This window comes from Microbacterium pumilum (genome assembly GCF_039530225.1).
Taxonomy (GTDB): domain Bacteria; phylum Actinomycetota; class Actinomycetes; order Actinomycetales; family Microbacteriaceae; genus Microbacterium; species Microbacterium pumilum.
In genome coordinates this window covers 4,221,922-4,243,980 of sequence record NZ_BAAAOH010000001.1, presented here as the reverse complement: position 1 = coordinate 4,243,980, position 22,059 = coordinate 4,221,922, and the positions used below count along the sequence as shown (strand labels likewise).

The window sequence follows — 22,059 nt, the reverse complement described above, 5'->3', positions numbered from 1 at the left end:
CTCCGAGGTCGGATTCAGAAAGACTTTTCAGAATGGATACAGCGCTGTATCGGATACATGAGTGTATCGTAGATCGCATCAAGGCCCCGAACCTGAGTAGTGGCTGTCAAGATGAGCGTGAGGAGAACGGATGACCGACACCGTCGCCGCGACCACGCGCCGCCGCGAAGCCACACGCCAGAAGCTGCTGGACGCCGCAGCGCAGGTCTTCGCTGAAGTGGGCCTCGACGCTGCTTCCGTCGAGGCCATCTGCGAGCGTGCAGGATTCACCCGCGGTGCGTTCTATTCCAACTTCGAGACCAAGGACGAGCTCTTCCTCGAGCTCTCCGGCAATGTCGCCCGCGAGCGGGTGCGAGCAGTCCGCGGTCGTGTGCTCGAGCTCGAAAGCGCCGGTGCTCTCGATGACACGCCGACTCGCGCGTTCGACATCGTCCAGCAGGTGCTCGACATCTCGGCCGACGACCGGCTAGGCGTGCTGCTGATGAGCGAGATCCGCATCCACGCGCTGCGCAATCCGCAGCTCGCGGCCGCCTACCTCGCCCAGGAGGACGAGATGCGCCGCAGCGTCTCGCAGATCATCGAAGACATCGCCCGTGCCAAGGCGCTGCGCTTCCGCATCCCCGCCGACGAGGCCGCGCGCCTCATGCTGACGGTGTGGGAGGGGGCTTCGGTGCGAGCCGTCATGTCCGGCCTCGACTACGAAGAGATGTGCGTCCACACGAACGCAGAGCTCGCACGAGTGGCACAGCTGATCATCGACGCGCCCGAGGACTGAACGCGTCGTCGAAGCGATGAGTGTCAGCCGCCCAGGAGCCCGTAGCACCGCGCGATCCGCGCCCGCCACCACTCAGCGCGCTCGTCGGCCGCAGCGTGTTCATCGAGCAGGACCGGGTCCGGCGACACCCGACCCACCGGCAGCACGCCATGGCGCGGCACGAGCGCCGGCGAGACGACATCCGCTGTGAAGAGCGAGGACGTTCCCAGCCCGCAGTCGTAGTCGAGCTGGGGGAGCGCGGCGGCCAGCGCCGCACCCATCGCGAGGCCAACCGACGTGTCGAGGGCGCTCGAGACGACGACCGGAAGGCCGGCTTCCGCGACGATCCCGAGGGCTCGCCTGACGCCGCCCAGCGGCTGCACCTTGATGACGAGCAGATCAGCGGCACCCGCGCGCGCGACCGCGAGCGGATCCGCGGCCTTGCGGACGCTCTCGTCCGCCGCGATCGGAATGCCCATGTACTTGACTCGGCGTCGCAGCTCGGCGAGTTCGTCCACGGTCTCGCACGGCTGCTCGGCGTACTCGAGGTCGTACTCGGCGAGCGCGTGGATGGCGTGCTCGGCCTCGTCCACGTTCCAGGCGCCGTTGGCGTCGATGCGGATTCTGCCCTCGACGCCGAGCGCGATGCGCACCGCCGCGACGCGCGCGATGTCATCGGCGAGGCGCTGCCCGGGCTCTGCGACCTTGACCTTGGCCGTGCGGCAGCCGTCGAATCGCGCCAACACCTCGGGGACGGATGCCGCGGCCACGGCGGGGACGGTCGCGTTCACGGCGATCTCGTGCCGCAACGGCAGCGGTTGCGGCATCCACCCGAAATCGATGGCCGCCGTGAGCCACGCCGACGCCTCATGGTCGTCGTACTCGACGAATGGAGAGAACTCCGTCCAGCCCTCCGGTCCTTCGAACAGCACGGCTTCGCGCACCTCGATGCCGCGGAAACGCACAGCGAGTGGAAGCGCGACGACGCGCGCCGAGGAGAGCAGCTCGTCGAGAGGGGGGAGGGTTGCCGCATCGTTGCTCACGCGCTCCATCATGCCCTCTTCGCTCGGGCTTTCAGACGCGCGTCATCCGAGCCGGCCGTCCTCCGGTCGCACCACCCGCAGCCAGCGGAAGCCGTACGGAGGCAGTTCGATCGCCGCCGCGCTGCGGTCGTCGAGGTCGATGCGACCGGGTCCGAGCAGATCCGACAGCGCGGTGGCATCGGGGTCGTCCGTGAGGGTGATCGTCGTCTCGACGGCGACATCCGAGAAGTTGTGCAGCGCGATGAATCGCCCGACATCCGCGCTGATCGAATGCGCCAGCACCGCGGACTGCTCCTGCTCGAGCACCTCGAAGCGCCCCCAGCCGATCTCGGGCGAGGAGCGATAACGCACGGTGAGGCGCTGGATGAGCTGCAGCAGTGACCCGTCGTCCGTGTACTGGTCGTCGACGTTCACATGCTGCGGCGCGTAGCCGCCCTCCGGGATCGGCGCGACCAGCCGCGACTTCGCAGCGTGCGAGAACCCGCCGTTCTTGGCGCGGCTCCACTGCATGGGCGTGCGCACGGACTGCCGCCCCGCGATCTGGATGTTCTCGCCCATTCCGATCTCTTCGCCGTAGAACAGCACCGGCGTCCCGGGAAGCGAGAACAGCAGGCTGTAGACCATACGGATGCGGCGGGGATCGCCGCCGAGCATAGGGGGCACGCGGCGCGTGATGCCACGCCCGTACACGCGCTGGCGCTCGTCCGGCGCGAAGGCCTCGAAGACCTCTTGCCGTTCCGCATCGGTCAGCTTGTCGAGCGTCAGCTCGTCATGATTGCGCACGAAGTTCGCCCACTGGCTCTCCCTGGCGGTCGCAGGTCGTGCTTCGAGCGCGCGGATCAGCGGCGCCGGATCAGACCGCGCCAGCGAAAGGTGGAGCGCCTGCATCCCGATGAAGTCGAACTGCAGTGTGAGTTCTTCGCCCTCGTGTCCGCCGAAGAACTCCAGCTGCTGATCGAACGGCAGGTTCACCTCGCCGAGAAGGATGGCTTCGCTCCGGCGTCGCTGCAGGAAGCGGCGGATCTCGCGCAGGTGCTCGTGCGGGTCGCCGATATCGACACCGGGGGGAGCCTCGATGAGGAAGGGCACCGCGTCGACGCGGAAGCCGTCGATGCCGAGTTCGAGCCAGAAGCCGATCATCTTGGCGATCTCGTCCCGTACTTTCGGGTTGGCGATGTTCAGATCGGGTTGGTAGCGGTAGAAGCTGTGCAGGAAGTACTGTCCGGTGGCTTCGTCGAGCTGCCAGACGCTCGTCTCCTCCCCGGGGAACACGGTCTTCGCCTGCTTCTTCGGCGGGTTGTCGACCCACACGTAGAAATCGCGGAACTTCGACGTACGACTGCGGCGCGCGTTCACGAACCATGGATGCTTGTCGGAGGTGTGATTGACGACGAGGTCGACGATGACCCGGATGCCGCGATCATTCGCCGTGCGGATGACCTCGACGAGGTCGCCGTGGCTTCCCAGCCTCGGGTCGACGCCGTAGAAGTCGGTGATGTCATAGCCGTCGTCGCGGTCCGGACTCGGGTAGAACGGCATCAGCCACAGGCACGTCACGCCGAGATCGGCGAGATAGTCGATGCGCTGCGCGAGCCCCGGGAGGTCGCCGACCCCGTCCCCGTCGCTGTCGAAGAACGTCTCGACGTCGAGGCAGTAGATGACCGCGGTCTTCCACCACAGGTCGCTGGTATCGCTGATCTTCACCGGTCCACTCTGTCGGGAGTCGTCCGGCATCGGCAGGGGCTTGCGGGATGGGGTCCCATGGGCAATGTCGGCGGGATTCTCCATACACTGATGTGCGGTTGACAATAGTGTGTGGCACACATTACAGTGTGAGGCATGAGCGAGACCGAAGCACTCGACACCCACCTGCAGGAGCTGCGGCGGGGCACCATCGTGCTGGCGTGCCTGCGGCTGCTGGCGCAGCCGGGGTACGGGTACGGCCTGCTCGAAGAGCTCGAGGCGCGCGGATTCGACACCGACGCGAACACGCTCTACCCCCTGCTGCGGCGCCTCGAGAAGCAGGGACACCTCACGAGCGAGTGGAACACCGACGAGGCACGGCCTCGCAAGTTCTACCGCACCAGCGCGGCAGGCGCTCGCCTGGCCGCCGCCCTCACCGATGAATTCCGCGCGATCGCCGGGTCGATCGACGCTCTCCCTCAGGAGGACTGACATGAACGCCCACTCCATGACCCTGACCGAGCGCTATGTCGCTGCGGCGATGCGCACCGTTCCTGAGCGCTCGCGCGACGACCTCGCGGCCGAGCTGCGCGCGTCGATCGACGATCAGATCGACGCCCGCGTTGAAGCCGGCGAGGCGCAACTCGACGCAGAGCGCGCCGTTCTCACCGAACTCGGCGACCCCGATGCGCTGGCAGCCGGGTACACCGACCGCCCGCTCTACCTCATCGGTCCCGGCCTGTACCTCGTGTGGTGGCGCCTGCTCAAGCTGCTGCTGTGCATCGTGTGGCCCATCGCCGTGGCGGCGGTCCTCCTGGGCCAGTTGATCGCGGGGGACGATATCGGCCAGATCGCGGGCACCACGGCGACAACAGCCATCGCGATCCCGGTGTACATGGGTTTCTGGGTGACGCTGGTGTTCGCCATCCTCGAGCGTTCGTCGAGTGCGCGCGCCAACGCCGAGCTCGTGCCGTGGAACGTCGACAACCTACCGGAGCCGCGCCCACTCGGCGTCGGCGTGGCCGATCTCGTCGTTTCGCTCATCCTCCTCGCCGCTGCGGCGATCGCCGTGGTGTGGGATCAGCTGGTCGGATTCGTCCGGGTCGACGGTGAGCCGCTGCCCATCCTGAATCCCGGGCTGTGGCCGTGGTGGATCGTCGCCCTGATCGCTCTGATCGTGGCGGAGATGATCTTCGCGATCGTGCTGTTCCGCACACGCCGCTGGACGAAGGGGCTGGCGATCGCCAATGCCGTTCTGGCGCTCACGGGCGCGATCCCCGCGCTGTATCTGCTGTCCCGGAACGCGCTGCTGAACGAGGCCTTCTTCACGACCGTGATTCCGGCGAACTCCTCCGCCGAGGTGTACAGCATCGTCACGATCCTCACCGGATTCGGCATCGTCGTGATCGCCGGATGGGACATCGTGGACGGCATCCTCAAGACGTGGCGGATGTCGCGCTCAGCGGCCTCAGGGGCCGTCCAGGCCTTCTAGGCTGGCGAGATGCTCACCGACACCCCCGTACGCCTCGGCGTCCAGCTCAAGCCCCAGCACGTCACTTATCCGCAGCTGCGCGATGCTGTCCGTCACCTCGAAGACCTCGGCGTGGACATCCTGTTCAACTGGGACCACTTCTTCCCGCTCTCGGGCGACCCCGATGGACTGCACTTCGAGTCCTGGACGATGCTCGGAGCGTGGGCTGAGCAGACCGAGCGGGTGGAGTTCGGCGCCCTCGTCAACTGCAACAGCTACCGCAACGCCGACCTGCAGGCCGACATGGCGCGCACGATCGACCACATCTCGGCCCGCGGTGGCGAGGGGCGCTTCATCTTCGGCACCGGCTCCGGCTGGTTCGAGCGCGACTACGACGAATACGGGTACGAGTTCGGCACCCCCGGCACCCGCCTCGACGACCTCGCTCAGGGGCTGGCGCGGATCGAAGCGCGCTGGGCGGTCCTCAACCCCGCACCCACCCGCAAGATCCCGGTCATGATCGGCGGCGGCGGCGAGCAGAAGACGCTCCGCCTGGTCGCCCGTCACGCCGACATCTGGCACAGCTTCGTGCGTCCGGACGGACTGGCCCACAAGCTCGATGTGATCGAGCGCTGGGCAGAGAAGGAAGGCCGCGACACGAGCGGCCTCGTGATCTCGAACGAGCTCGAGCGACGGGACGAATCTGTCGCCGACGCCCTCTACGACGGCGGCACCCGCATGTTCACGCTCGGGTTCGGCGGGCCTGACTACGACTACGATCTCGTGCAGTCGTGGCTGCGCTGGCGCGACGCGAAGAACGGCGTGGGGCGCCGCTAGACGCCGTCCCCGCCGAGCCAGGGCTGAGTGGAATGCGACGTCTGGCTCGCGCGCGCCGCGGGGTCGACGCGTTGCGCGGCGACTTCGGATGACGTCATCCCGCGCATCTGCTCGTGGGTGAGCGGCTTGCCGAAGATCGCGTGACGCACTCGGGTCCAGAACGGCAGGCGCTCCTTCGCGGATTCGGGCGTCATGGCGCGATCATCCCACACGCGGCTCGCCGACCATAGGCTTGGGCTCATGGTCTCGGAGCTCTTCGACGGTGATGAATGGATGCCGGCACCCGGCGCCGACGGCTACACCGACATCACCGCGCACGTGTCGAAGGACGGCCGCATCGCGCGCATCGCGTTCCACCGGCCCGAGGTGCGCAACGCGTTCCGTCCGCACACCGTCGATGAGCTCTACCGTGCGCTGGACGTCGCCCGCCAGGATTCGAAGATCGGCGTGGTCCTCCTGACCGGCAACGGCCCGAGTCCGAAGGACGGCGGCTGGGCGTTCTGCTCCGGCGGAGACCAGCGGATCCGCGGACGTGACGGCTACAAGTACTCCGAGACCGACGCGGTCACCGACCCGGCGCGGAGTGGACGCCTGCACATCCTCGAGGTGCAGCGGCTCATCCGGTTCATGCCGAAGGTCGTCATCGCGGTCATCCCCGGCTGGGCGGCCGGCGGCGGGCACTCGCTTCACGTTGTCTGCGACCTGTCGATCGCGAGCGCCGAGCACGGGCGCTTCAAGCAGACCGATGCGGATGTCGGCTCTTTCGACGCCGGCTACGGCTCGGCGTATTTCGCACGGCAGATCGGACAGAAGTTCGCGCGCGAGATCTTCTTCCTCGCCGAGGAGTATTCGGCGCAGCGTGCGTACGAGATGGGCGCCATCAACCGCGTGGTGCCCCACGCCGACCTCGAGCGCGAGGCGATCGCGATGGCGCGGACCATCCTCACCAAGTCGCCGACCGCCATCCGCATGCTGAAGTTCGCCTTCAACGCCGTCGACGACGGCATGGTCGGGCAGCAGGTCTTCGCGGGGGAGGCGACCCGCCTGGCCTACGGCACCGATGAGGCCGTCGAGGGGCGCGACGCCTTCCTGGAGAAGCGCGACCCCGATTGGGCACCGTACCCGTGGCAATATTGACGCGCGGCGCGGCGTGGGCGGATCGAGCGAGTCCCGCAGCGCAGCGAGTCGACATCCCAGCTGAGGCGTCAGTGACCGTATGAAACTCGAGCCCGTCATCGGAGACGATCCTCGCGACATCCTGCGTGCCCTCAAGAGCGCGCTGCACGGCGCCGGTCCCGCGCTCGGACTCGGGGCGGTGAGCACGCTCCCCGCCCAGGTGCGGCCGGGAACCGCGGTGGTCGTGACGACCTCCGGCTCGAGCGGCATCCCGAAGAGCGTCGTGCTGAGCCGTGACGCCCTCATCGCCAGCGCGCTCGCCACCGCCGACCGCGTCGGCGAGGGCGCCTGGCTGCTGACGCTGCCGGCCAGCTATGTCGCCGGCATGCAGGTGCTCGTCCGGTCGATCGTCGCCGACCGCGAGCCCGCGATCCTGAGCGGCTCGTTCACTCCCCAGGCGTTCGCAGCGGCGGCGCTCATGATGGTCTCGACCGAGCGCGGCGAGCGCATCCCGACGTTCACCTCGCTCGTGCCGGCCCAGCTGACGAGACTCCTGGACTGCGCCCAACAGGACACGGCGGTCCTCGCGGCGCTCCGCTCATTTCAGACGATCCTCGTGGGTGGCCAGGCGCTGCCGGCGGCGGTGCTCGAGCGGGCCGAGAGCGCCGGAGCAAGGATCGTGCGCACCTACGGGTCGACCGAGACGAGCGGGGGATGCGTCTACGACGGCGCACCCTTGCGAGGGGTGTCGATCCGGATCATCGACGGCGAGGTGCAGGTCGCCGGGCCGACGCTCGCCGAGGGATACCTCGGGGATCCGGACATGACGGATGCCGTCTTCCGCCGTTCCGCCGATGGGACGAGGTGGTATCTCACGGGCGACGCCGGGCTCATCGAAGACGATCGGCTGCGGGTGCGAGGACGGATCGACAACGTCATCGTCTCGGGCGGCGTGAACATCTCCCTCGACCGCGTCGAACGGGTCGTCCGCAGCATCCCCGGTCTGGAATCCGCTGTTGTCGTCGGGGTTCCCGATCCTCGCTGGGGCGAGGCATCCGTCATCGTCGTCCGGCGCGGCGAGGCATTGCGCCGCAGCGAGTCCATCCAGCTCGAGGAGGCGCGCGAGGCGGTGGCGGGAGCGATCGGTCCGCACGCGCGCCCCGCCCGGCTGGTGCTGGTAGACGATCTCGACACGCTGCCGAGCGGCAAGCCCGACCGGGAGGCGATCCGTTCGGCCGTCACCTCGCTGCGCTGATGCGGTCTCAGTCCGGCGCCGGATCGGGTTCGGTCTGAACCACGCAGAATCGATTGCCCTCGGTGTCTTCGAGCACCACCCAGTCGGCGTCGTCCGGGTAGTCGTCCCAGTCGACCGCTCGTGCACCGAGTCCCAACAGGCGCTCGATCTCGGCGGGCTGGTCGTCGGCATAGATGTCGAGATGGATGCGGGGCGGGTAGTGCTGGGGGTATCCGGTCACCGACAGCGCGAGACTGGCGCCCGGGGCATCCCAGCTCTGCTTATAGGGCGGGTCGAGGATCACCCAGTCCTCTGACGGTGGGCGCCGGTCGACGTATCCGAGCGCCGCCCGCCAGAAATCGCCGGCGCGGCTGATGTCTTCGACCGTCAGCACGGTCGATCCGATGGTCAACATGGCGCCATTTTCGAAGATGCCGATGCCGCACGCCAGGGGCTTGCGCCGGGACCGTTGTCCACAAGCGATGACGCGGAGTGACGTGCCTCATCGGCCCGCGCCGTAGGATCTGTCCTCGTGGCAGGAACCCCCAGCAAGAAGCGCAAGCGTCCAGGACCCACCAAGCAGCCGTCGCGTGGCAATCCGCAGAAGGTTCGCGAGTCCCGCGACCCGCGGCACATCGAACCGGCGACCTCGCGCGACTGGATCGCCGCGGCGCGCCTGCGGACGGTCCCGCTGGCATTCACACCCGTCCTGATCGGCACGGGTGCGGCGATCCTCGTCGTGGACCAATTCCACTGGGTGATCGCGCTCTTCTGCCTCATCGTCTCGGTGGCGCTGCAGATCGGCGTCAACTACGCGAACGATTACAGCGACGGCATCCGCGGCACCGATGACCACCGCGTCGGACCGACACGGCTGACGGCTTCGCGCAAGGTCAAGCCGCGCGCCGTGCTGAACGTCGCCCTGATGTTCTTCGCGATCGCGGCGATCGCCGGCCTCGCGATCACGATCCGGACGCAGCAGTGGTGGCTCATCGCGGTCGGCGCGGTGTGCATCCTGGCCGCCTGGTTCTACACCGGCGGAAAGCGGCCGTACGGCTACTACGGCCTCGGCGAGCTGTTCGTGTTCGTGTTCTTCGGACTGGTCGCGACGCTCGGAACGACCTGGGTGCAGGCGCTCGCGCTGCCGCAGGAAGCCTGGTTCGGCGCCGTGGGCGCCGGTCTCCTGGCGTGTGCGGTGCTGGTGGCCAACAATCTGCGCGATATCGATCAGGACCGCAAGGTCGGCAAGCGCACCCTCACGGTGCTCATCGGCCGCACCGCGACGCGATGGCTGTTCACGATCCTGGTCCTCGCGCCCTTCGCGATCGCGTGCTTCCTGGCGGTGTACTACCCGATCGCGTGGCTGACGCTTCTCGTGCTGCTGGTGGCCCTTCCGGCCGTCCTCATCGTCTGGACCTACCGTGCACCGCGTGAGCTGGTCGTCGCCCTCGGGCTGACGACGCTCACCTCGGTCGCCTACGGTGCGTTCCTGTGCTGGGCGTTCATCGGCTGATCGCGGCAGCCTGGACCCCGCCAGCCCATCATCGAGGGTGACGGACGCCGAGCACCCTCACTCGGTCGCACGGCCGTCGGGGGCGCCGGTCGCGGCATCCTCGACGCTTTCGTCGCTCGCGGCGGCCGCGGCCTTAGCGCGTGCGCGGCTCTCGGCGAGTCCCGCCGAGAGGTCGTCGAGCGGGCGGCGCAGGAAGATGAGCGACAGGCTCAGCCCGATCAGTGCCGCGAAGACGGCAGCCAGCCAGTAGTACTCGCGCATGATCGGGAAGAGCATCAGGATGCCGAACGGCACGAGGAATGCCAGCAGCCGCAACACCGAATAGACCAGGGCGGAGCGCGCTTTCACCTGGCAAGTGTAAATCGCGCCGGGGGCGCCGCCCGCTTCGGCGACGGTTAGGTCACGACCCGACCATGGACGCGAGACCCGCCTAGGATGGAACCGTGGTTCGGGTGCTGCTCATTTCGGCGCTGGTGCTGGCCGCCTTCTGGGTCTTCACCATCGTCGACTGCGCCGTGCAGCCGCCGATCCGGCACCGTGGCGTCAGCAAGCCGGTGTGGGTGCTGATCGTGGTGCTGCTGCCCGTGCTCGGCGGAATCCTGTGGCTCGCAGTCGGCCGCTCGCGTCAGGTGAGCAAGACGGCTCGGCGCGCTCCCGATGATGATCCCGAATTCCTCGGTCGCATCGGCACCGTGAGCGACCAGGACGAGCGCATCCGTCGCCTCGAAGAAGAACTCGCACAGCTCGACGCCGAGAGCGACGACCCCAAGTGGGCCACACCGCAGGGCGGTCCGTCTGTTGCAGGCGGTGCATCCACGAAGCCCCCGTCGGGTGCACCCGCCACGGAGCCGCCGGTACGTCCGGCGGACGGCGACGACGACAGCCGCGGCCAGCGCGGCGCCGTCAGCTGACCGTGACCGACGAGGCACCCCGGCTCACCTCGGCCGCGACGGATGCCGCGGCCGCGCTGCTGTGCCGGCTCGTAGAACTCGGAGTCGGACACATCGTCCTGAGCCCCGGCTCGCGGTCGCAGGCTCTGGCCCTCGTCGCGGCAGAGCTCGAGCGGCGCGGCGCGGTGCGGCTTCACGTACGGATAGACGAGCGGGTCGCAGGCTTCACCGCGCTCGGCATCGGACGTGAGACCCGGATGCCGGCAGCGGTCGTCTGCACATCGGGTACCGCCGTCGCCAACCTGATGCCGGCCGCGCTCGAGGCTCACCATGCGGGTGTGCCCCTGCTGCTCCTCACGGCCGATCGCCCACCCGAGCTGCGCGGCGTCGGGGCGAACCAGACCACCCGCCAGCCCGGCATGTTCGCGCCGACGGTGCGCTACGAGGCGGACCTTCCCGTGCCCGAGCACATCGACCGCGACGGTGACGGCGAACAGAGTCTGATGCTCCGCAGCGTGGCGGAGGAAGCGGTCGCCGCGGCACTCGGCGCGGGGCTCTGGCCGGCGGGACCGGTGCACCTGAACCTTCCGTACCGCGAACCGCTCGCCGGCGGCCTGCCCGACTGGTTCGGCGTGCCTGCGGTGGAGCTCACGGCCGCCTCCGACGATGACCTCGATGCCGCGCCCGCCGAACAGGCGTCCGAGGACGAGGCCTCCGGTGCCCTGTACCAGGGCGGCGGCGGCATCGGCGAGTCCGACATCCCGCTCGAACCGCAGGACGAGCCGCACGTCATCGCGCGCGGCCCGCGGACGATCGTCATCGCGGGCGCCGATGCCGGACCCGCCGCCGAGGCCGTCGCCCACGCCGCCGGGTGGCCGCTCATCGCCGAGGTCGTGAGCGGTGCGCGGTTCGGCCGCAACCTGGTGCACGGCTACCGCACCCTGCTCTCGGATCCGGCGCTGGGCGGTGAGATAGAGCGGGTCATCGTGCTCGGCCACCCGACGCTCAGCCGCGAGAGCGCCGCGCTGCTCTCCGATCCCGAGCTCGAGGTCATCGCCGTGCGAGGACCGGGTGAGCCGCTGAACCTCAACGACACGACGATCGCGGTGGATGCCGTCGCGGTCGCGACGGGAGACCCGGATCGCGAATGGCTCGGGGCGTGGATCCGCGCGTCGCGCGCGGCATCCGTCGATCTCGCACCGCCGGCGCCGGATGCCGCAGGGCTCGCATCCGCGGTGCCGGACGAGCGGCTCGGGGCGATCGCAGCCGAACTCTCCGCCATCCGTGCCCCGCTCGATCGGGCAGCGCTCGTCGACGCGGTGTGGCGTGCCACATGGCCGCACGATCGCCTCGTCTTCGGATCGTCGCGGCTCGTGCGTGTCGCGGATGCCGTGCTCGGCGGCAAGAAGGTGCCGGTGCACGCGAACCGCGGGCTGGCCGGAATCGACGGCACGATCGCGACCGCGCTCGGAATCGCCGTGGCCAGTCAGGCCGGGGGAGCGGTGGGCGTCACGCGACTCGTGCTCGGCGACCTCGCCCTGCTGCACGATGTCGGGGCACTGCTGCTGCCGCCGAGCGAGCGCGAGCCGCGCATCCAGCTGATCGTCGGCAACGACGGCGGCGGCACCATCTTCGACGATCTCGAGGTCGCAGAGGTCGCGGCGCGCGAAGACATGGACCGCGTGCTCTACACGCCGCATTCGGTGCGCATCGAGCAACTGGCGCTCGCGTACGGCTGGGAGTATCAGCGCGTGACGACCCGCGCTGCGCTCGATCAGGCGCTCACGTCACCGGTCGGCGGGCGCCAGATCATCGAGGTTCCGCTCCCGCGGTAGAGGCACCAGGCTGCCGTGAAACCGGCACGGCGGGACGCGTGTGCGGTCACGGCGCGACAAGATGGGCTCATGATCGCGATCAGCCAGAAGCACTGGACGGGCGATGTCGCCGAGCTGCTGCGCGTCGGCGACGGATTCGTTCTGAACGACGTCGACCCGAAGGGCACACCCGGTTACGAGCGCAGCAAGACGCACGCCGCGGAGGACCTCGCCTCAGGTGCGAAGCAGCTGGACGAGTACCAGGAGCGCCTGTTCGCCCAGAGCCGGGTGGATGCCACGAATGCGTCGGTGCTTCTGGTGCTGCAGGCGATGGACTCGGCCGGCAAGGGCGGGATCGTCCGCCACGTCGTCGGATCGGTCGATCCGCAGGGCGTGGCCATCACGGCCTTCAAGAAGCCGACCGAAGAGGAGCTCGCCCACGACTTCCTGTGGCGCGTCGACAGGCGCGTTCCCCAGCCGGGCATCATCGGCGTCTTCGATCGCTCGCACTACGAGGATGTGCTGATCGGGCGAGTGCGCGAACTGGCGCCAGCCGACGAGATCGAGCGCCGCTACGGCGCGATCAACGAGTTCGAGAAGCGAGTGACGGATGCCGGCACCCGCATCGTGAAGGTGATGCTCTACATCTCGCCGGATGAGCAGAAGGAGCGGCTCATGGAGCGGCTCGAACGCCCTGACAAGCACTGGAAGTACAACCCGGGCGATGTCGACGAGCGCGAGCTGTGGCCGAAGTACATGGCGGCTTATCAGACCGTGTTCGAGCGCACCTCGACCGACCACGCGCCATGGTTCGTCGTGCCGGCGAATCGCAAGTGGTACGCCCGGATCGCCGTTCAGCACCTGATCCTCGAGGCGCTGGAAGAGATCGACCCGCAGTGGCCGGCCGCGACGTATGACGTGGAAGCCGAGAAGCAGCGCCTTGCGGCGACGTGACGCTCACGCGTCGCCGCGTGAGCTCCACGCCGTCGCGGTGATCGTGAAGGGCGCATCGGGCAGCAGCCCGCGACACCGCGCGCGAACCTGTTCGCGTTGTGCGTCGGTGAGCGTCGCGAGCTGCTTTCCGGCGGGGGAGACACCCAACGTGTACGGCGTCCACCACTCGTCGAACGAGGCATAGCCGACGTCGACCGTGAGCTCGGACTCCTCGACCGACGTGCAACCCGCCTCCCTCAGCAGCGTTTCGAGATCGCCGGCGCGCGCGCCCATGCGATGCGTCTCGTCGTCGATCCCCGACGCGACCGACCCCAGCGCCGTGAAGAAGAGGCTCTGCGGCGCGCGGCCGCCGGCGAAGTCCCATACGCACGCGGCCACCACGCCGCCGGGGCGCGTGACGCGGACCATCTCACGGGCGCCGGCTGCGGGATCCGTCATGAAATGCACGACGAGTTCTGCGAGGGCCGCGTCGAACGTGTCGTCGTCGAACGGCAGGCTCTCGGCCACGCCGTGGCGGATGTCGGCCCAGGGGTGCCGTGCAGCGGCAGCCGCGACGAAGCTCTCGGAGGGGTCGACGCCCGCGATCTCGGTCTCGCCGAACCGTTTCGCGAGTCTGGCGGTGAGTGCACCCGGCCCACATCCCACATCGAGCGCGCGACCTGCGGCGGGCAGGCGCGCCTGCTCGATGAAGACCGCGGCGAGGGGACCGGAGTAGCGGCCCATGAAGCTGTCGTACGCCTCGGCGGCGACGTCGAACGACATACGCGGAGTCTACTCCGAAGAGGTTGAACGCATAAAGAAGGTTGTACCGTGTAGTACTTGATGTGATACAGTACTTGCCATGACACAGGAAGACGCATTCGCAGCGGATCTGCTGCGGGGACACACCGACACCATCGTGCTCGGCGTCCTGCGTCACGGCGACCAGTACGGCTTCGAGATCTACAAGGCCATTCGCGATGCGACCGGCGGTGATCACGAGATCAAGGAAGCGACTCTCTACGCGACCTACCGCCGGCTCGAGAAGGACGGACTCGTCGAGTCCTACTGGGGCGACGAGACGCAGGGCGGAAGGCGCAAGTATTACCGCATCACCGACGCGGGCCGCGCCGTGTACCGCGGCAAGGTCACAGCCTGGGTGTCCACCCGGCGGATCATCGACTCTCTCTTGGACCTCAAGGGCAACGACCTGAAGGAACAGCAATGAACTCCGACATCCATCGCCTCCTCGACGAGGCGTTCGCGGGCATCGAGATGACGCCCGATGCGCAGGACCTGAAGGAAGAGGTTCGCGCCAACCTCGTCGCGCGCACCGCCGAGCTCGAGGCATCGGGCCGGTCGTCGGCGGACGCCGCGCGCCAGGCCATCGCCGAACTCGGCGACGTGCGCGAGCTGCTCGACGACGCCGAGCCGACGGGGCCGACGGCGGCGGGCTCCGCACAGGCCGACTTCCTGCGCCACCGTGTGAGACCGAAGACCGGCTTCGTCGTTCGCGTGGTCGTGTGGTCGCTGGCCTTCGTCGTCGGCCTCACGCTCGCGGTGCTGGGTGCGACCGGCGTTCTGTCGCTGCCGATCGGGGTCGTCATCGCCCTCACGGGCATTGCGTCGACCGGACTCGGGCTCATCGTGGGAGATTCTCTCGCACAGGAGACCACGACCAACTACCCGATGCCGTCCGGTCGAGCGGGGGGATACGCGCTCGCGACGTTCCTCGCGGCCTACGGACTCGGCTTCGCGGGGCTCGTGGCGCTCGGCCAGCTGGCGGTGTGGGCCGTCGTGTTCGCGGCACTCGGCGTCATCGCATCGATCATCCTGTTCGCGTTCCTCGGAGCATCGCAGACCAACCGCCACAAGGCGTGGGTGCGGAACGCGCACCACGAGCAGCAGATCAGCAACCGCTTCGAGGAGGAGCCCGAGACCGCAGCACGGTTCGGCGTCTACACCGCAGCGATCTGGATCATCACGTTCGCCGTGATCGTGGTGCTGGTCTTCACCGTCGGATGGTGGTGGGCACCGCTCGCGTTCCTCGGCGGCCTCGCAGCCATGATGATCCTTCTCGCTCGCATGATGTTCGGTCCCAGGAAGTCCTGAACCCGCGCCTGCGAGGCGCACCATTTGCGGTCCGACCGGACCGCTCAATCACCCTGATCAAGAAAGGGATGCTTCGCCATGCCTGAAAGCAAGCGTGCGACCGCCTCGCGGCTCGCGCTCCTCGTACCGGCAGGAGCTATCGTGTTCACCCTCGCGTGGCTCGTCCTCGGCGCCGTCAGCCCCGGCTACGAGCTGTTCGGCAACGTCATCGAGCCGTACTCATGGATCAGCCAGCCCGTGAGCGGACTCGGCCTCGGTGTCACCGGTCCGTGGATGAACGCCGCCTTCGTCGTCGGCGGAGTCCTGGTGCTGACGGGAACGCTCTCGACAGCCGGCGCGTGGCGCCGATCGGGCCGATCCGGCACAACGGCCGTCGCGCTCATGGCACTGACGGGAGCGGGAATGATCCTCTGCGGATCGTTCACTCTCGAGTCGATGATGCTCCACCTGCTCGGCTTCCTGCTCGCCGCGCCGTCGCCCGCGGTCGGATTCCTGTTCGCCGCGGTGGCGCTGCGACGGACGGATGCCGCGCTCGGCTGGATCGCGCTGGCAGGAGGAGTCCTCGCGCTTGCGCTGTTCGCGGTCTTCATGGCGATCTTCGATGCCACCGGTGCCGGCGGCAATGAGGGCGTCGCGGGGCTCGTGCAGCGAGCGCTCATCGTCGTGGTGCTGGCGACGCAGTCCGTGCTCGTCGTCCGCGTCGCCCGTTCGCGGTCGACAGCCGCCATCCCGCCGCGCGTCGATGCCACTGCGCGGCCCTAGTCCTCTCGCAGACCCACACCAGAAAGAAGGGATGCTCGCCATGCCCGTGAACCCAGAGTCCGCCATCGTCGCGGACGAACTCGTGAAGATCTACCGCAGTCGCCGCAGCGAGGTTCGCGCGGTCGACGGCCTCAGCTTCGCCGTGCCGGAGGGCCGCGTGTTCGGACTGCTCGGCCCGAACGGGGCCGGCAAGTCGACGACCACGAAGATCCTCACAACGCTCTCGTCGCCGACCGAGGGCACCGCACGCGTCGCGGGTCGCGATGTCATGCGCTCACCCGATGCCGTGCGCGGTTCGATCGGCTACGTGTCGCAGGGATCGAGCACCGATCCGGTGCTCACTGCGCGCGAGAACCTCGAGATCGCGGCTCGCCTGCGCGGCTCGTCGTCTGGCGACGCGCGAGCGCGAGCGGTGCAGCTGCTCGCGGACTTCGGCCTCGGCGACGCGGCGAAGCGGCCGGTCAGCACGTTCTCGGGCGGCATGCGCCGCCGGCTCGACGTGGCTGCCGCACTCGTGCACCGGCCGACGGTGCTCTTCCTGGACGAGCCCACCACCGGGCTCGACCCCGAGGCGCGGGCCGTGATGTGGGCCGAGATCCGGCGCCTGTCCGGCGAGGAGGCGCTGACCGTCGTGCTCACCACGCACTACATGGAGGAGGCCGATCGGCTCGCCGACGAACTGCTGATCGTCAACCGAGGTCGAGCGGTGGTGCAGGGCACGCCCGAGGAGCTCAAGACCGCGCTCCACGGCGACTCGGTTCGCGTCTCGCTCGTCGAGCCCGACCCGGTCGCCGTCCGCGCCGCCGTCGCCGGACTCGCGGGCATCCGCGATGTCGTGGTGGAGGCCTCGGGTGTCGGCGGAACCCTCGCCGCGCGCACCGACGACGCATCCGCCGCCGTCGGATCCGTCATCGCCGCGCTGGATGCCGCCGGCATCCGATATGGGCAGGTCGCGGCATCCCACCCCACCCTCGACGACGTGTACCTGCACTTCGTCGGCCACACCTTCGACGACGCCGCACCGGCGCCTGCCCTCTCGACAGGAGCAGCATCATGATCGCCGTCACCCCCACCTCGACTCGGCCCACTCGCGCCGGATGGTTCATCCAGACGGGGCAGGTGCTGCGACGTTGGCTGATCTCGTCGTGGCGGCAGGTCTGGGGACCGGTCATGTCGCTCGTGCAGCCGATCATCTGGATCCTGCTGTTCGGCGCGGTGTTCTCGTCGCTCGGCGAGCTGCCGCAGTTCGGGGGCGAGGGTTACATCGACTACCTCGTGCCCGGCATCCTCATGATGACCGTGCTCTACTCCGGCGCGTGGGCCGGCACCGGATTCATCGACGACATCAACTCCGGCGTGATGGACCAGTACCTGACCTCGCCGCTGTCGCGCACCGCGATCATCTCGGGGCAGCTCCTGCAGCAGCTGATCGTCAACTTCGCGCAGTCGCTCGTGGTGCTCGGCATCGGCTGGCTCGCGGGCGCTCGTTACCCGGGCGGAGTCGGCGGGATGCTGGTGGCGCTGGGCGTCGCGACGCTGCTCGCGACCATCTTCTGCTGTGCGTCATCGGCTGTCGCACTCACGGCGCGCAGCCAGATTGCCCTCATCAGCTTGTCGCAGCTCATCGTGCTGCCTGCGACTTTCCTGTCGACCGCGATGATGCCGGCCGACCTCATGCCCCAGTGGGTGCAGGACGTATCGCGTTGGAACCCGATGACCTGGGCGGTGGAGCTCGGCCGCGGCGGGCTGACCGGGGTGTATCCCGAGCTCGGCTGGTGGCAGGCCGGAGGACTCGCGGTGCTCGCGGGACTCGCCTTCTTCTGGGCCGTGCGCTCGATCCGGGCGTACCAGCGCTCGGTTTGAGTCACTCGCGAAGGGTGGATTCGCGCGAATCCACCCTTTCGCATGTCAGACGCACCCCTGTCCTGCGCTTCCCCTGGTCCTTCCCGTGCTGGCTCGCCGAGCGACCACCGTAGGTACGTCTTTTGCGTACGGGCCCGCTGAGCCAGCACGGGAACGACAGAAGAATCGACGGATGCAACGGCCTCCCCACGGCGGGGTCGGTCAGGCGAGGGCGTCGACGATCGGGCGGAACTTCACGCGCGTCTCGAGCAGCTCGGTCTCGGGGTCGCTGCCCGCGACGATCCCGGCGCCGGCATGGGCGACGACGGGGACGGTATCGGAGTAGTCCCCATGGCCGCGCATCGGCTCCGCCCCGATCTGCGCGCACCGCAGGGCGATCGCCCATTCGCCGTCGCCGTTCGCGTCCACCCAGCCGACGGGTCCGGCGTAGCGGCCCCGGTCGAAGGGCTCGAGGCGGCGGATCAGCTCGATCGCGGCATCCGTCGGCGTGCCCGCCACGGCTGCCGTCGGGTGCAGCGAGGCGACCAGATCGAGCGCCGATGCGTGATCCGCGAGTTCACCGGCGACGTCCGTGGCCAGGTGCCAGAGGTTCGGCAGCTCGAGCGCGAACGGCTCGTCGTCGGCGCGCACCGAGCGGAGATGCGGAGCGAGGGCATCGAGCACGCTCTGGACGGCGTAGCGGTGCTCGTCGAGGTCCTTGTCGCTGTGCTCGAGTGCGATGGATGCCGCCGCGTCGTCGTCGGCGTCGGCACCGCGTGGGAAGGTGCCGGCCAGCACGCGAGCCGTGACGGCGCCGCCCGAGACCGTGACGAGGGTCTCGGGACTCGCACCGATCAGGCCTTCGACGGCGAACGTCCAGGTGTCGGGGTAGCCCGAGGCGAGCGCCCGCACGAGCCGCCTCAGGTCGGCCCCGGCGGGTACCGTGCCGATGAGATCCCGCGCGAGCACCACCTTGCCCACCTCGCCGGCCGCGATGGCGTCGAGTGCCGCACGGACCGCGGCCTGGTAGCCCTCGGGATCGAGGGCGCCCGGCCCCAGCGTCGCCGACCAGTACGGTCCGTAGGGCACCGTCGTGAGCGGCTCTCCGAAGGAACCCGTCGTTGATCGGATGCGGGTGATCCACGCCCTCCCCTCGCGGCGACCGAGAATCGATCGCGGCACGACGAGGCGACTCGAGGATCGTGAACGGGAATCGAACGCCAATGCCCCGAACGCGACGAGGCCCGTGCCGTGGAGTCCCACCGGGTCGTCGATCTCGGCGTCGGCGCAGATGGCGCGCCACGCGTCCGCCGCCGAGGGACGGACGCCGTCATCGACCGCCGGCGTGACACCCCCGACCTCGAAACCGGCCACCGGACCGCCCAGCCCGACGATCCCGTCGCTGCGGCGCAGCCACGCCAGCGGCGAATGCGGGTCGGCGAAGGCCAGGAGGTCGTCGATCGGGTCGATCTCCCGGGTCTCGGCCACCAGACGCGGCGGGCGAGAAAGGTCGGTCACATCATCAAGCCTACGGTCGAGTCAGGTCGATGCGGCGCGTAGCCCGGGCGACAGGGTCGGCGGCCGCCGTGCGGGCATCCAGGCGGAAATAGACTCGGACGGTGACCGATGCCGCGCCCCCCTCCCGCCCTCTGCCCGGCACCCGGCTGATGTTCCGCTGGCGCAAGTGGGACGGCGGAACCCACTGGGTTCACGAGTGCGTCTATCTCGGCCGCGATCGGTGGGGTGACTGGTTCGGCCAGCTTCCCGGCTGGGACAGCTCGCGGCCGGGGCGAGTCGTCGTGCCGCGGCATCCCAATGTGACGCTCGTTCCGCCGACCGGCGATTACGCGTACACGCACAACTCGCCGCCCCACGACACCCGCACCTACATCGACATCGCGTGGGATGTGCATTTCGAGGGCGACGAGCCCACAGGGATCGACATGGACCTGGATGTCGTCGACCGCGCGGGGATCGGCGTCTACATCGACGATCGCGACGAGTGGGACGAGCACCGGGTCGCATACGGGTATCCGCTCGACATCGTCGAGAAGCTCGAGACGCTCGCGGTCGACCTCGAGGCGAAGGTGAAGGCCGGTGAGCCGCCGTTCGATGCGGCCACCGCCGACGAGTGGCTCGAGCGCCTTGCCGCCCTGGGGCTCGACCGGACAGACACCTAGACTCGTCGAGTGACCCCGACCACACCCGACCCCGATCCCCGCAGCTCGGATCAGCACCGCGCCGATCTCCACAAGGATCCGGCGCGGGTGAGCGGGATGTTCGACGAGGTCGCGCCGGGTTACGACCGCACCAATACGGTGCTGAGCATGGGCAACGACCGCCTGTGGCGGGTCGCGACGACCCGCGCGGTCGCGCCGCGACAGGGTCAGCGCATCCTCGACCTCGCCGCCGGCACCGGTGCGTCGAGCATCGCTCTCGCGAAGAGCGGGGCGGATGTCGTCGCCGCCGACTTTTCGCCCGGGATGATCGCCGAAGGTGAGCGGCGGCATGGCGGCATCCCGAATGTGACGTTCGTGCAGGCGGATGCGACAGACCTGCCCTTCGGCGACGGTGAGTTCGACACGGTCACGATGTCGTTCGGGCTCCGCAACGTGAACGACCCGAAGAAGGCGCTGGGCGAGCTGCTGCGGGTCACTCGCGCCGGGGGCCGCCTCGTGATCTGCGAGTTCTCGCACCCGCCCTCGTCGACCTTCAACGGGCTGTATCGCTTCTACAACGACCGCGTGCTGCCTGTTGTCGCCAAGACGGTCAGCTCGAACGCCGACGCGTACGACTACCTGAACGAGTCGATCCGGGATTGGCCCGACCAGCGCACGCTGTCGAGCTGGATTCGCGAAACGGGGTGGACGGATGTCGCCTACCGCAACCTCTCGTTCGGGATCGTCGCGCTGCACCGTGCCCGCAAGCCGGCGCCCTGATCGCCCCATCGCGGCCGCGCGTCGGCAGCCCGCATCGCGCCGGTAGGCTAAGGGCGTGACTCCCTCAGCGCCGGACGCGCGGCTCGCGGGCAAACTGAGCCTCACTGAGCGTGTGTTCGCGGGTGGGTCCTCGCGTCGGCTGCTGGCAGATGTCGAGGCTGGACTCGAGCGCGTCGATCGCAATCTCGAACTCGAGCTGCGCGTGACCGATGCCCTCGCCGACGCCACCAGCCGTTACCTTTACGACGCCGGTGGCAAACGGATCCGTCCGATGCTCGCTCTCTTGACATGCCGGCTCGGCGAGGGTGCGACGGATGCCGTCATCGAGGCAGCCACCGCACTCGAACTGACCCACCTCGGCTCGCTCTACCACGACGACGTGATGGATGCCGCAGACAAGCGTCGCGGAGTGCCCAGTGCACACGCTGTCTGGGGCAACAGCATCGCGATCCTCACGGGCGATCTGCTGTTCTCTCGTGCGAGCCAGATCATGGGCCGTCACGGCGACCGCGCCATCAGGCTGCAGGCAGATACGTTCGAACGCCTGGTGCTCGGCCAGATGCACGAGACCATCGGTCCTGAGGAGGATGACGACCCCGTCGCGTTCTACCTGCAGGTGCTCTCCGACAAGACCGGCTCGCTCATCGCCGCCGCTGCGCAGGCCGGTGTCATCTTCTCCAACGGCCCGGAGGAGTACGAGGCGCCCATCGTCCAGTTCGGTGAGAAGGCGGGCGTCGCCTTCCAGCTGCTCGACGACGTGATCGACCTGTCGGCCGATCCCGACGAGACCGGCAAGGTGCCGGGCACCGACCTGCGGGCAGGCGTGCCGACGATGCCCTACCTCCTGCTCGGACAGCGGACGGATGCGTCATCGGTCGATCTCCACGAGCGGATCGACGAAGGAGTCGCCCGCATCGAAGACGGTGCGGAGCCGTCGATCCTCGACATCCCGCTCGCCGAACTGCGCGACCATGACGCAACGCAAGCCACCCTCGATCTCGCCCACGCGTGGTCTCGAGAGGCCGTGGCCGCACTCACCCCCCTGCCCCAAGGACCTGTCCGCGAAGCGCTCACGCGCTTCGCCGACGCTGTGGCCGACCGGTCCAGCTGACGACA

General features: G+C 68.8%; 25 protein-coding genes. 18 read left to right on the top strand and 7 right to left on the bottom strand.

Annotated features, from left to right (window positions below):
- Positions 1-130: 130 nt before the first annotated feature.
- Positions 131-775, top strand: coding sequence for a TetR/AcrR family transcriptional regulator (locus ABD188_RS19145; protein ID WP_344066178.1), 645 nt, complete (start codon positions 131-133; stop codon positions 773-775).
- 23 nt (positions 776-798) lie between these two features.
- Here ABD188_RS19145 and ABD188_RS19140 read toward each other — a convergent pair whose 3' ends face one another.
- On the bottom strand, positions 799-1,806 hold the full coding sequence (locus ABD188_RS19140; RefSeq protein WP_344067250.1) for an o-succinylbenzoate synthase: 1,008 nt from the start codon (positions 1,804-1,806) through the stop codon (positions 799-801).
- Positions 1,807-1,839: 33 nt separating this feature from the next.
- Positions 1,840-3,501, bottom strand: coding sequence for an alpha-amylase family protein (locus ABD188_RS19135; protein WP_344066175.1), 1,662 nt, complete (start codon positions 3,499-3,501; stop codon positions 1,840-1,842).
- Between the two features lie 135 nt (positions 3,502-3,636).
- Here ABD188_RS19135 and ABD188_RS19130 point away from each other — a divergent pair, with 135 nt between their 5' ends.
- The 3 genes from ABD188_RS19130 to ABD188_RS19120 are packed head-to-tail and all read left to right on the top strand — an operon-like array spanning position 3,637 to position 5,788.
- On the top strand, positions 3,637-3,972 hold the full coding sequence (locus ABD188_RS19130; RefSeq protein WP_344066172.1) for a PadR family transcriptional regulator: 336 nt from the start codon (positions 3,637-3,639) through the stop codon (positions 3,970-3,972).
- Between the two features lies 1 nt (position 3,973).
- Positions 3,974-4,972, top strand: coding sequence for a permease prefix domain 1-containing protein (locus ABD188_RS19125; protein ID WP_344066169.1), 999 nt, complete (start codon positions 3,974-3,976; stop codon positions 4,970-4,972).
- Between the two features lie 9 nt (positions 4,973-4,981).
- Positions 4,982-5,788: an LLM class F420-dependent oxidoreductase gene (locus ABD188_RS19120; RefSeq protein ID WP_344066166.1), complete on the top strand. Its 807-nt coding sequence runs from the start codon at positions 4,982-4,984 to the stop codon at positions 5,786-5,788.
- On the opposite strand, the gene ABD188_RS19115 is transcribed toward ABD188_RS19120, so the two are convergent.
- Positions 5,785-5,982, bottom strand: coding sequence for a hypothetical protein (locus ABD188_RS19115; RefSeq protein ID WP_344066163.1), 198 nt, complete (start codon positions 5,980-5,982; stop codon positions 5,785-5,787). The genes ABD188_RS19120 and ABD188_RS19115 overlap by 4 nt on opposite strands.
- Positions 5,983-6,028: 46 nt before the next feature.
- On the opposite strand from ABD188_RS19115, the gene ABD188_RS19110 reads away from it, so the two are divergent.
- Positions 6,029-6,925: a 1,4-dihydroxy-2-naphthoyl-CoA synthase gene (locus ABD188_RS19110; protein WP_344066160.1), complete on the top strand. Its 897-nt coding sequence runs from the start codon at positions 6,029-6,031 to the stop codon at positions 6,923-6,925.
- 79 nt (positions 6,926-7,004) lie between these two features.
- On the top strand, positions 7,005-8,159 hold the full coding sequence (locus tag ABD188_RS19105; protein WP_344066157.1) for an AMP-binding protein: 1,155 nt from the start codon (positions 7,005-7,007) through the stop codon (positions 8,157-8,159).
- 7 nt (positions 8,160-8,166) lie between these two features.
- Here ABD188_RS19105 and ABD188_RS19100 read toward each other — a convergent pair whose 3' ends face one another.
- Complete coding sequence (locus ABD188_RS19100; RefSeq protein WP_344066154.1) at positions 8,167-8,553, bottom strand: VOC family protein; 387 nt, start codon at positions 8,551-8,553, stop codon at positions 8,167-8,169.
- 117 nt (positions 8,554-8,670) lie between these two features.
- Here ABD188_RS19100 and ABD188_RS19095 point away from each other — a divergent pair, with 117 nt between their 5' ends.
- Positions 8,671-9,651 (top strand): 1,4-dihydroxy-2-naphthoate polyprenyltransferase, encoded by a 981-nt coding sequence (locus ABD188_RS19095; RefSeq protein ID WP_344066150.1) that lies wholly within the window; start codon positions 8,671-8,673, stop codon positions 9,649-9,651.
- 57 nt (positions 9,652-9,708) lie between these two features.
- On the opposite strand, the gene ABD188_RS19090 is transcribed toward ABD188_RS19095, so the two are convergent.
- Entirely contained in the window at positions 9,709-9,999 is a 291-nt protein-coding gene (locus ABD188_RS19090) for a DUF4229 domain-containing protein (RefSeq protein ID WP_344066147.1), read from the bottom strand.
- 95 nt (positions 10,000-10,094) lie between these two features.
- On the opposite strand from ABD188_RS19090, the gene ABD188_RS19085 reads away from it, so the two are divergent.
- The 3 genes from ABD188_RS19085 (at position 10,095) to ABD188_RS19075 (ending at position 13,309) form a co-directional block, all read left to right on the top strand.
- Positions 10,095-10,562 (top strand): PLDc N-terminal domain-containing protein, encoded by a 468-nt coding sequence (locus ABD188_RS19085; RefSeq protein WP_344066144.1) that lies wholly within the window; start codon positions 10,095-10,097, stop codon positions 10,560-10,562.
- A gap of 2 nt (positions 10,563-10,564) precedes the next feature.
- Positions 10,565-12,376, top strand: a complete 1,812-nt coding sequence (gene menD, locus ABD188_RS19080) for a 2-succinyl-5-enolpyruvyl-6-hydroxy-3-cyclohexene-1-carboxylic-acid synthase (RefSeq protein ID WP_344066141.1) — start codon at positions 10,565-10,567, stop codon at positions 12,374-12,376.
- A 69-nt stretch (positions 12,377-12,445) separates the two neighbouring features.
- Entirely contained in the window at positions 12,446-13,309 is an 864-nt protein-coding gene (locus ABD188_RS19075; protein ID WP_344066138.1) for a polyphosphate kinase 2 family protein, read from the top strand.
- 3 nt (positions 13,310-13,312) lie between these two features.
- Here ABD188_RS19075 and ABD188_RS19070 read toward each other — a convergent pair whose 3' ends face one another.
- Positions 13,313-14,071 carry a class I SAM-dependent methyltransferase gene (locus ABD188_RS19070; protein ID WP_344066135.1) on the bottom strand — a complete coding sequence of 253 codons (759 nt, stop codon included), beginning with the start codon at positions 14,069-14,071 and terminating at the stop codon, positions 13,313-13,315.
- 79 nt (positions 14,072-14,150) lie between these two features.
- On the opposite strand from ABD188_RS19070, the gene ABD188_RS19065 reads away from it, so the two are divergent.
- The 5 genes from ABD188_RS19065 to ABD188_RS19045 all read left to right on the top strand — a co-directional run bounded on the left by ABD188_RS19065 (position 14,151) and on the right by ABD188_RS19045 (position 18,025).
- On the top strand, positions 14,151-14,516 hold the full coding sequence (locus ABD188_RS19065; protein WP_344066132.1) for a PadR family transcriptional regulator: 366 nt from the start codon (positions 14,151-14,153) through the stop codon (positions 14,514-14,516).
- Positions 14,513-15,400, top strand: a complete 888-nt coding sequence (locus tag ABD188_RS19060) for a permease prefix domain 1-containing protein (protein ID WP_344066128.1) — start codon at positions 14,513-14,515, stop codon at positions 15,398-15,400. The genes ABD188_RS19065 and ABD188_RS19060 overlap by 4 nt, the downstream gene beginning before the upstream one ends.
- Before the next feature lie 78 nt (positions 15,401-15,478).
- On the top strand, positions 15,479-16,162 hold the full coding sequence (locus ABD188_RS19055; protein ID WP_344066125.1) for a DUF998 domain-containing protein: 684 nt from the start codon (positions 15,479-15,481) through the stop codon (positions 16,160-16,162).
- 40 nt (positions 16,163-16,202) lie between these two features.
- The gene (locus ABD188_RS19050) at positions 16,203-17,219 is read left to right on the top strand and encodes an ATP-binding cassette domain-containing protein (RefSeq protein WP_344066122.1); all 1,017 of its coding nucleotides are present in this window, start codon (positions 16,203-16,205) and stop codon (positions 17,217-17,219) included.
- Complete coding sequence (locus ABD188_RS19045) at positions 17,216-18,025, top strand: ABC transporter permease (protein WP_344066119.1); 810 nt, start codon at positions 17,216-17,218, stop codon at positions 18,023-18,025. The genes ABD188_RS19050 and ABD188_RS19045 overlap by 4 nt, the downstream gene beginning before the upstream one ends.
- A gap of 201 nt (positions 18,026-18,226) precedes the next feature.
- On the opposite strand, the gene ABD188_RS19040 is transcribed toward ABD188_RS19045, so the two are convergent.
- Positions 18,227-19,522, bottom strand: a complete 1,296-nt coding sequence (locus ABD188_RS19040) for an isochorismate synthase (RefSeq protein ID WP_344066117.1) — start codon at positions 19,520-19,522, stop codon at positions 18,227-18,229.
- A gap of 101 nt (positions 19,523-19,623) precedes the next feature.
- On the opposite strand from ABD188_RS19040, the gene ABD188_RS19035 reads away from it, so the two are divergent.
- The 3 genes from ABD188_RS19035 to ABD188_RS19025 are packed head-to-tail and all read left to right on the top strand — an operon-like array spanning position 19,624 to position 22,054.
- A complete protein-coding gene (locus tag ABD188_RS19035) occupies positions 19,624-20,184 on the top strand; it encodes a DUF402 domain-containing protein (protein WP_344066114.1) in 561 nt (186 codons plus the stop codon).
- Positions 20,185-20,193: 9 nt separating this feature from the next.
- The gene (gene ubiE, locus ABD188_RS19030) at positions 20,194-20,943 is read left to right on the top strand and encodes a bifunctional demethylmenaquinone methyltransferase/2-methoxy-6-polyprenyl-1,4-benzoquinol methylase UbiE (protein ID WP_344066111.1); all 750 of its coding nucleotides are present in this window, start codon (positions 20,194-20,196) and stop codon (positions 20,941-20,943) included.
- A gap of 55 nt (positions 20,944-20,998) precedes the next feature.
- Positions 20,999-22,054 (top strand): polyprenyl synthetase family protein, encoded by a 1,056-nt coding sequence (locus ABD188_RS19025; RefSeq protein ID WP_344066108.1) that lies wholly within the window; start codon positions 20,999-21,001, stop codon positions 22,052-22,054.
- The last annotated feature ends 5 nt before the right edge of the window (positions 22,055-22,059 follow it).

Coding starts and splice junctions, on each gene's coding strand:
- ABD188_RS19145 (WP_344066178.1), top strand. CDS start 131: ATGACCGACACCGTCGCCGCGACCACGCGCCGCCGCGAAGCCACACGC.
- ABD188_RS19140 (WP_344067250.1), bottom strand. CDS start 1,806: ATGGAGCGCGTGAGCAACGATGCGGCAACCCTCCCCCCTCTCGACGAG.
- ABD188_RS19130 (WP_344066172.1), top strand. CDS start 3,637: ATGAGCGAGACCGAAGCACTCGACACCCACCTGCAGGAGCTGCGGCGG.
- ABD188_RS19125 (WP_344066169.1), top strand. CDS start 3,974: ATGAACGCCCACTCCATGACCCTGACCGAGCGCTATGTCGCTGCGGCG.
- ABD188_RS19120 (WP_344066166.1), top strand. CDS start 4,982: ATGCTCACCGACACCCCCGTACGCCTCGGCGTCCAGCTCAAGCCCCAG.
- ABD188_RS19115 (WP_344066163.1), bottom strand. CDS start 5,982: ATGACGCCCGAATCCGCGAAGGAGCGCCTGCCGTTCTGGACCCGAGTG.
- ABD188_RS19110 (WP_344066160.1), top strand. CDS start 6,029: ATGGTCTCGGAGCTCTTCGACGGTGATGAATGGATGCCGGCACCCGGC.
- ABD188_RS19105 (WP_344066157.1), top strand. CDS start 7,005: ATGAAACTCGAGCCCGTCATCGGAGACGATCCTCGCGACATCCTGCGT.
- ABD188_RS19100 (WP_344066154.1), bottom strand. CDS start 8,553: ATGTTGACCATCGGATCGACCGTGCTGACGGTCGAAGACATCAGCCGC.
- ABD188_RS19075 (WP_344066138.1), top strand. CDS start 12,446: ATGATCGCGATCAGCCAGAAGCACTGGACGGGCGATGTCGCCGAGCTG.
- ABD188_RS19070 (WP_344066135.1), bottom strand. CDS start 14,071: ATGTCGTTCGACGTCGCCGCCGAGGCGTACGACAGCTTCATGGGCCGC.
- ABD188_RS19065 (WP_344066132.1), top strand. CDS start 14,151: ATGACACAGGAAGACGCATTCGCAGCGGATCTGCTGCGGGGACACACC.
- ABD188_RS19060 (WP_344066128.1), top strand. CDS start 14,513: ATGAACTCCGACATCCATCGCCTCCTCGACGAGGCGTTCGCGGGCATC.
- ABD188_RS19055 (WP_344066125.1), top strand. CDS start 15,479: ATGCCTGAAAGCAAGCGTGCGACCGCCTCGCGGCTCGCGCTCCTCGTA.
- ABD188_RS19050 (WP_344066122.1), top strand. CDS start 16,203: ATGCCCGTGAACCCAGAGTCCGCCATCGTCGCGGACGAACTCGTGAAG.
- ABD188_RS19045 (WP_344066119.1), top strand. CDS start 17,216: ATGATCGCCGTCACCCCCACCTCGACTCGGCCCACTCGCGCCGGATGG.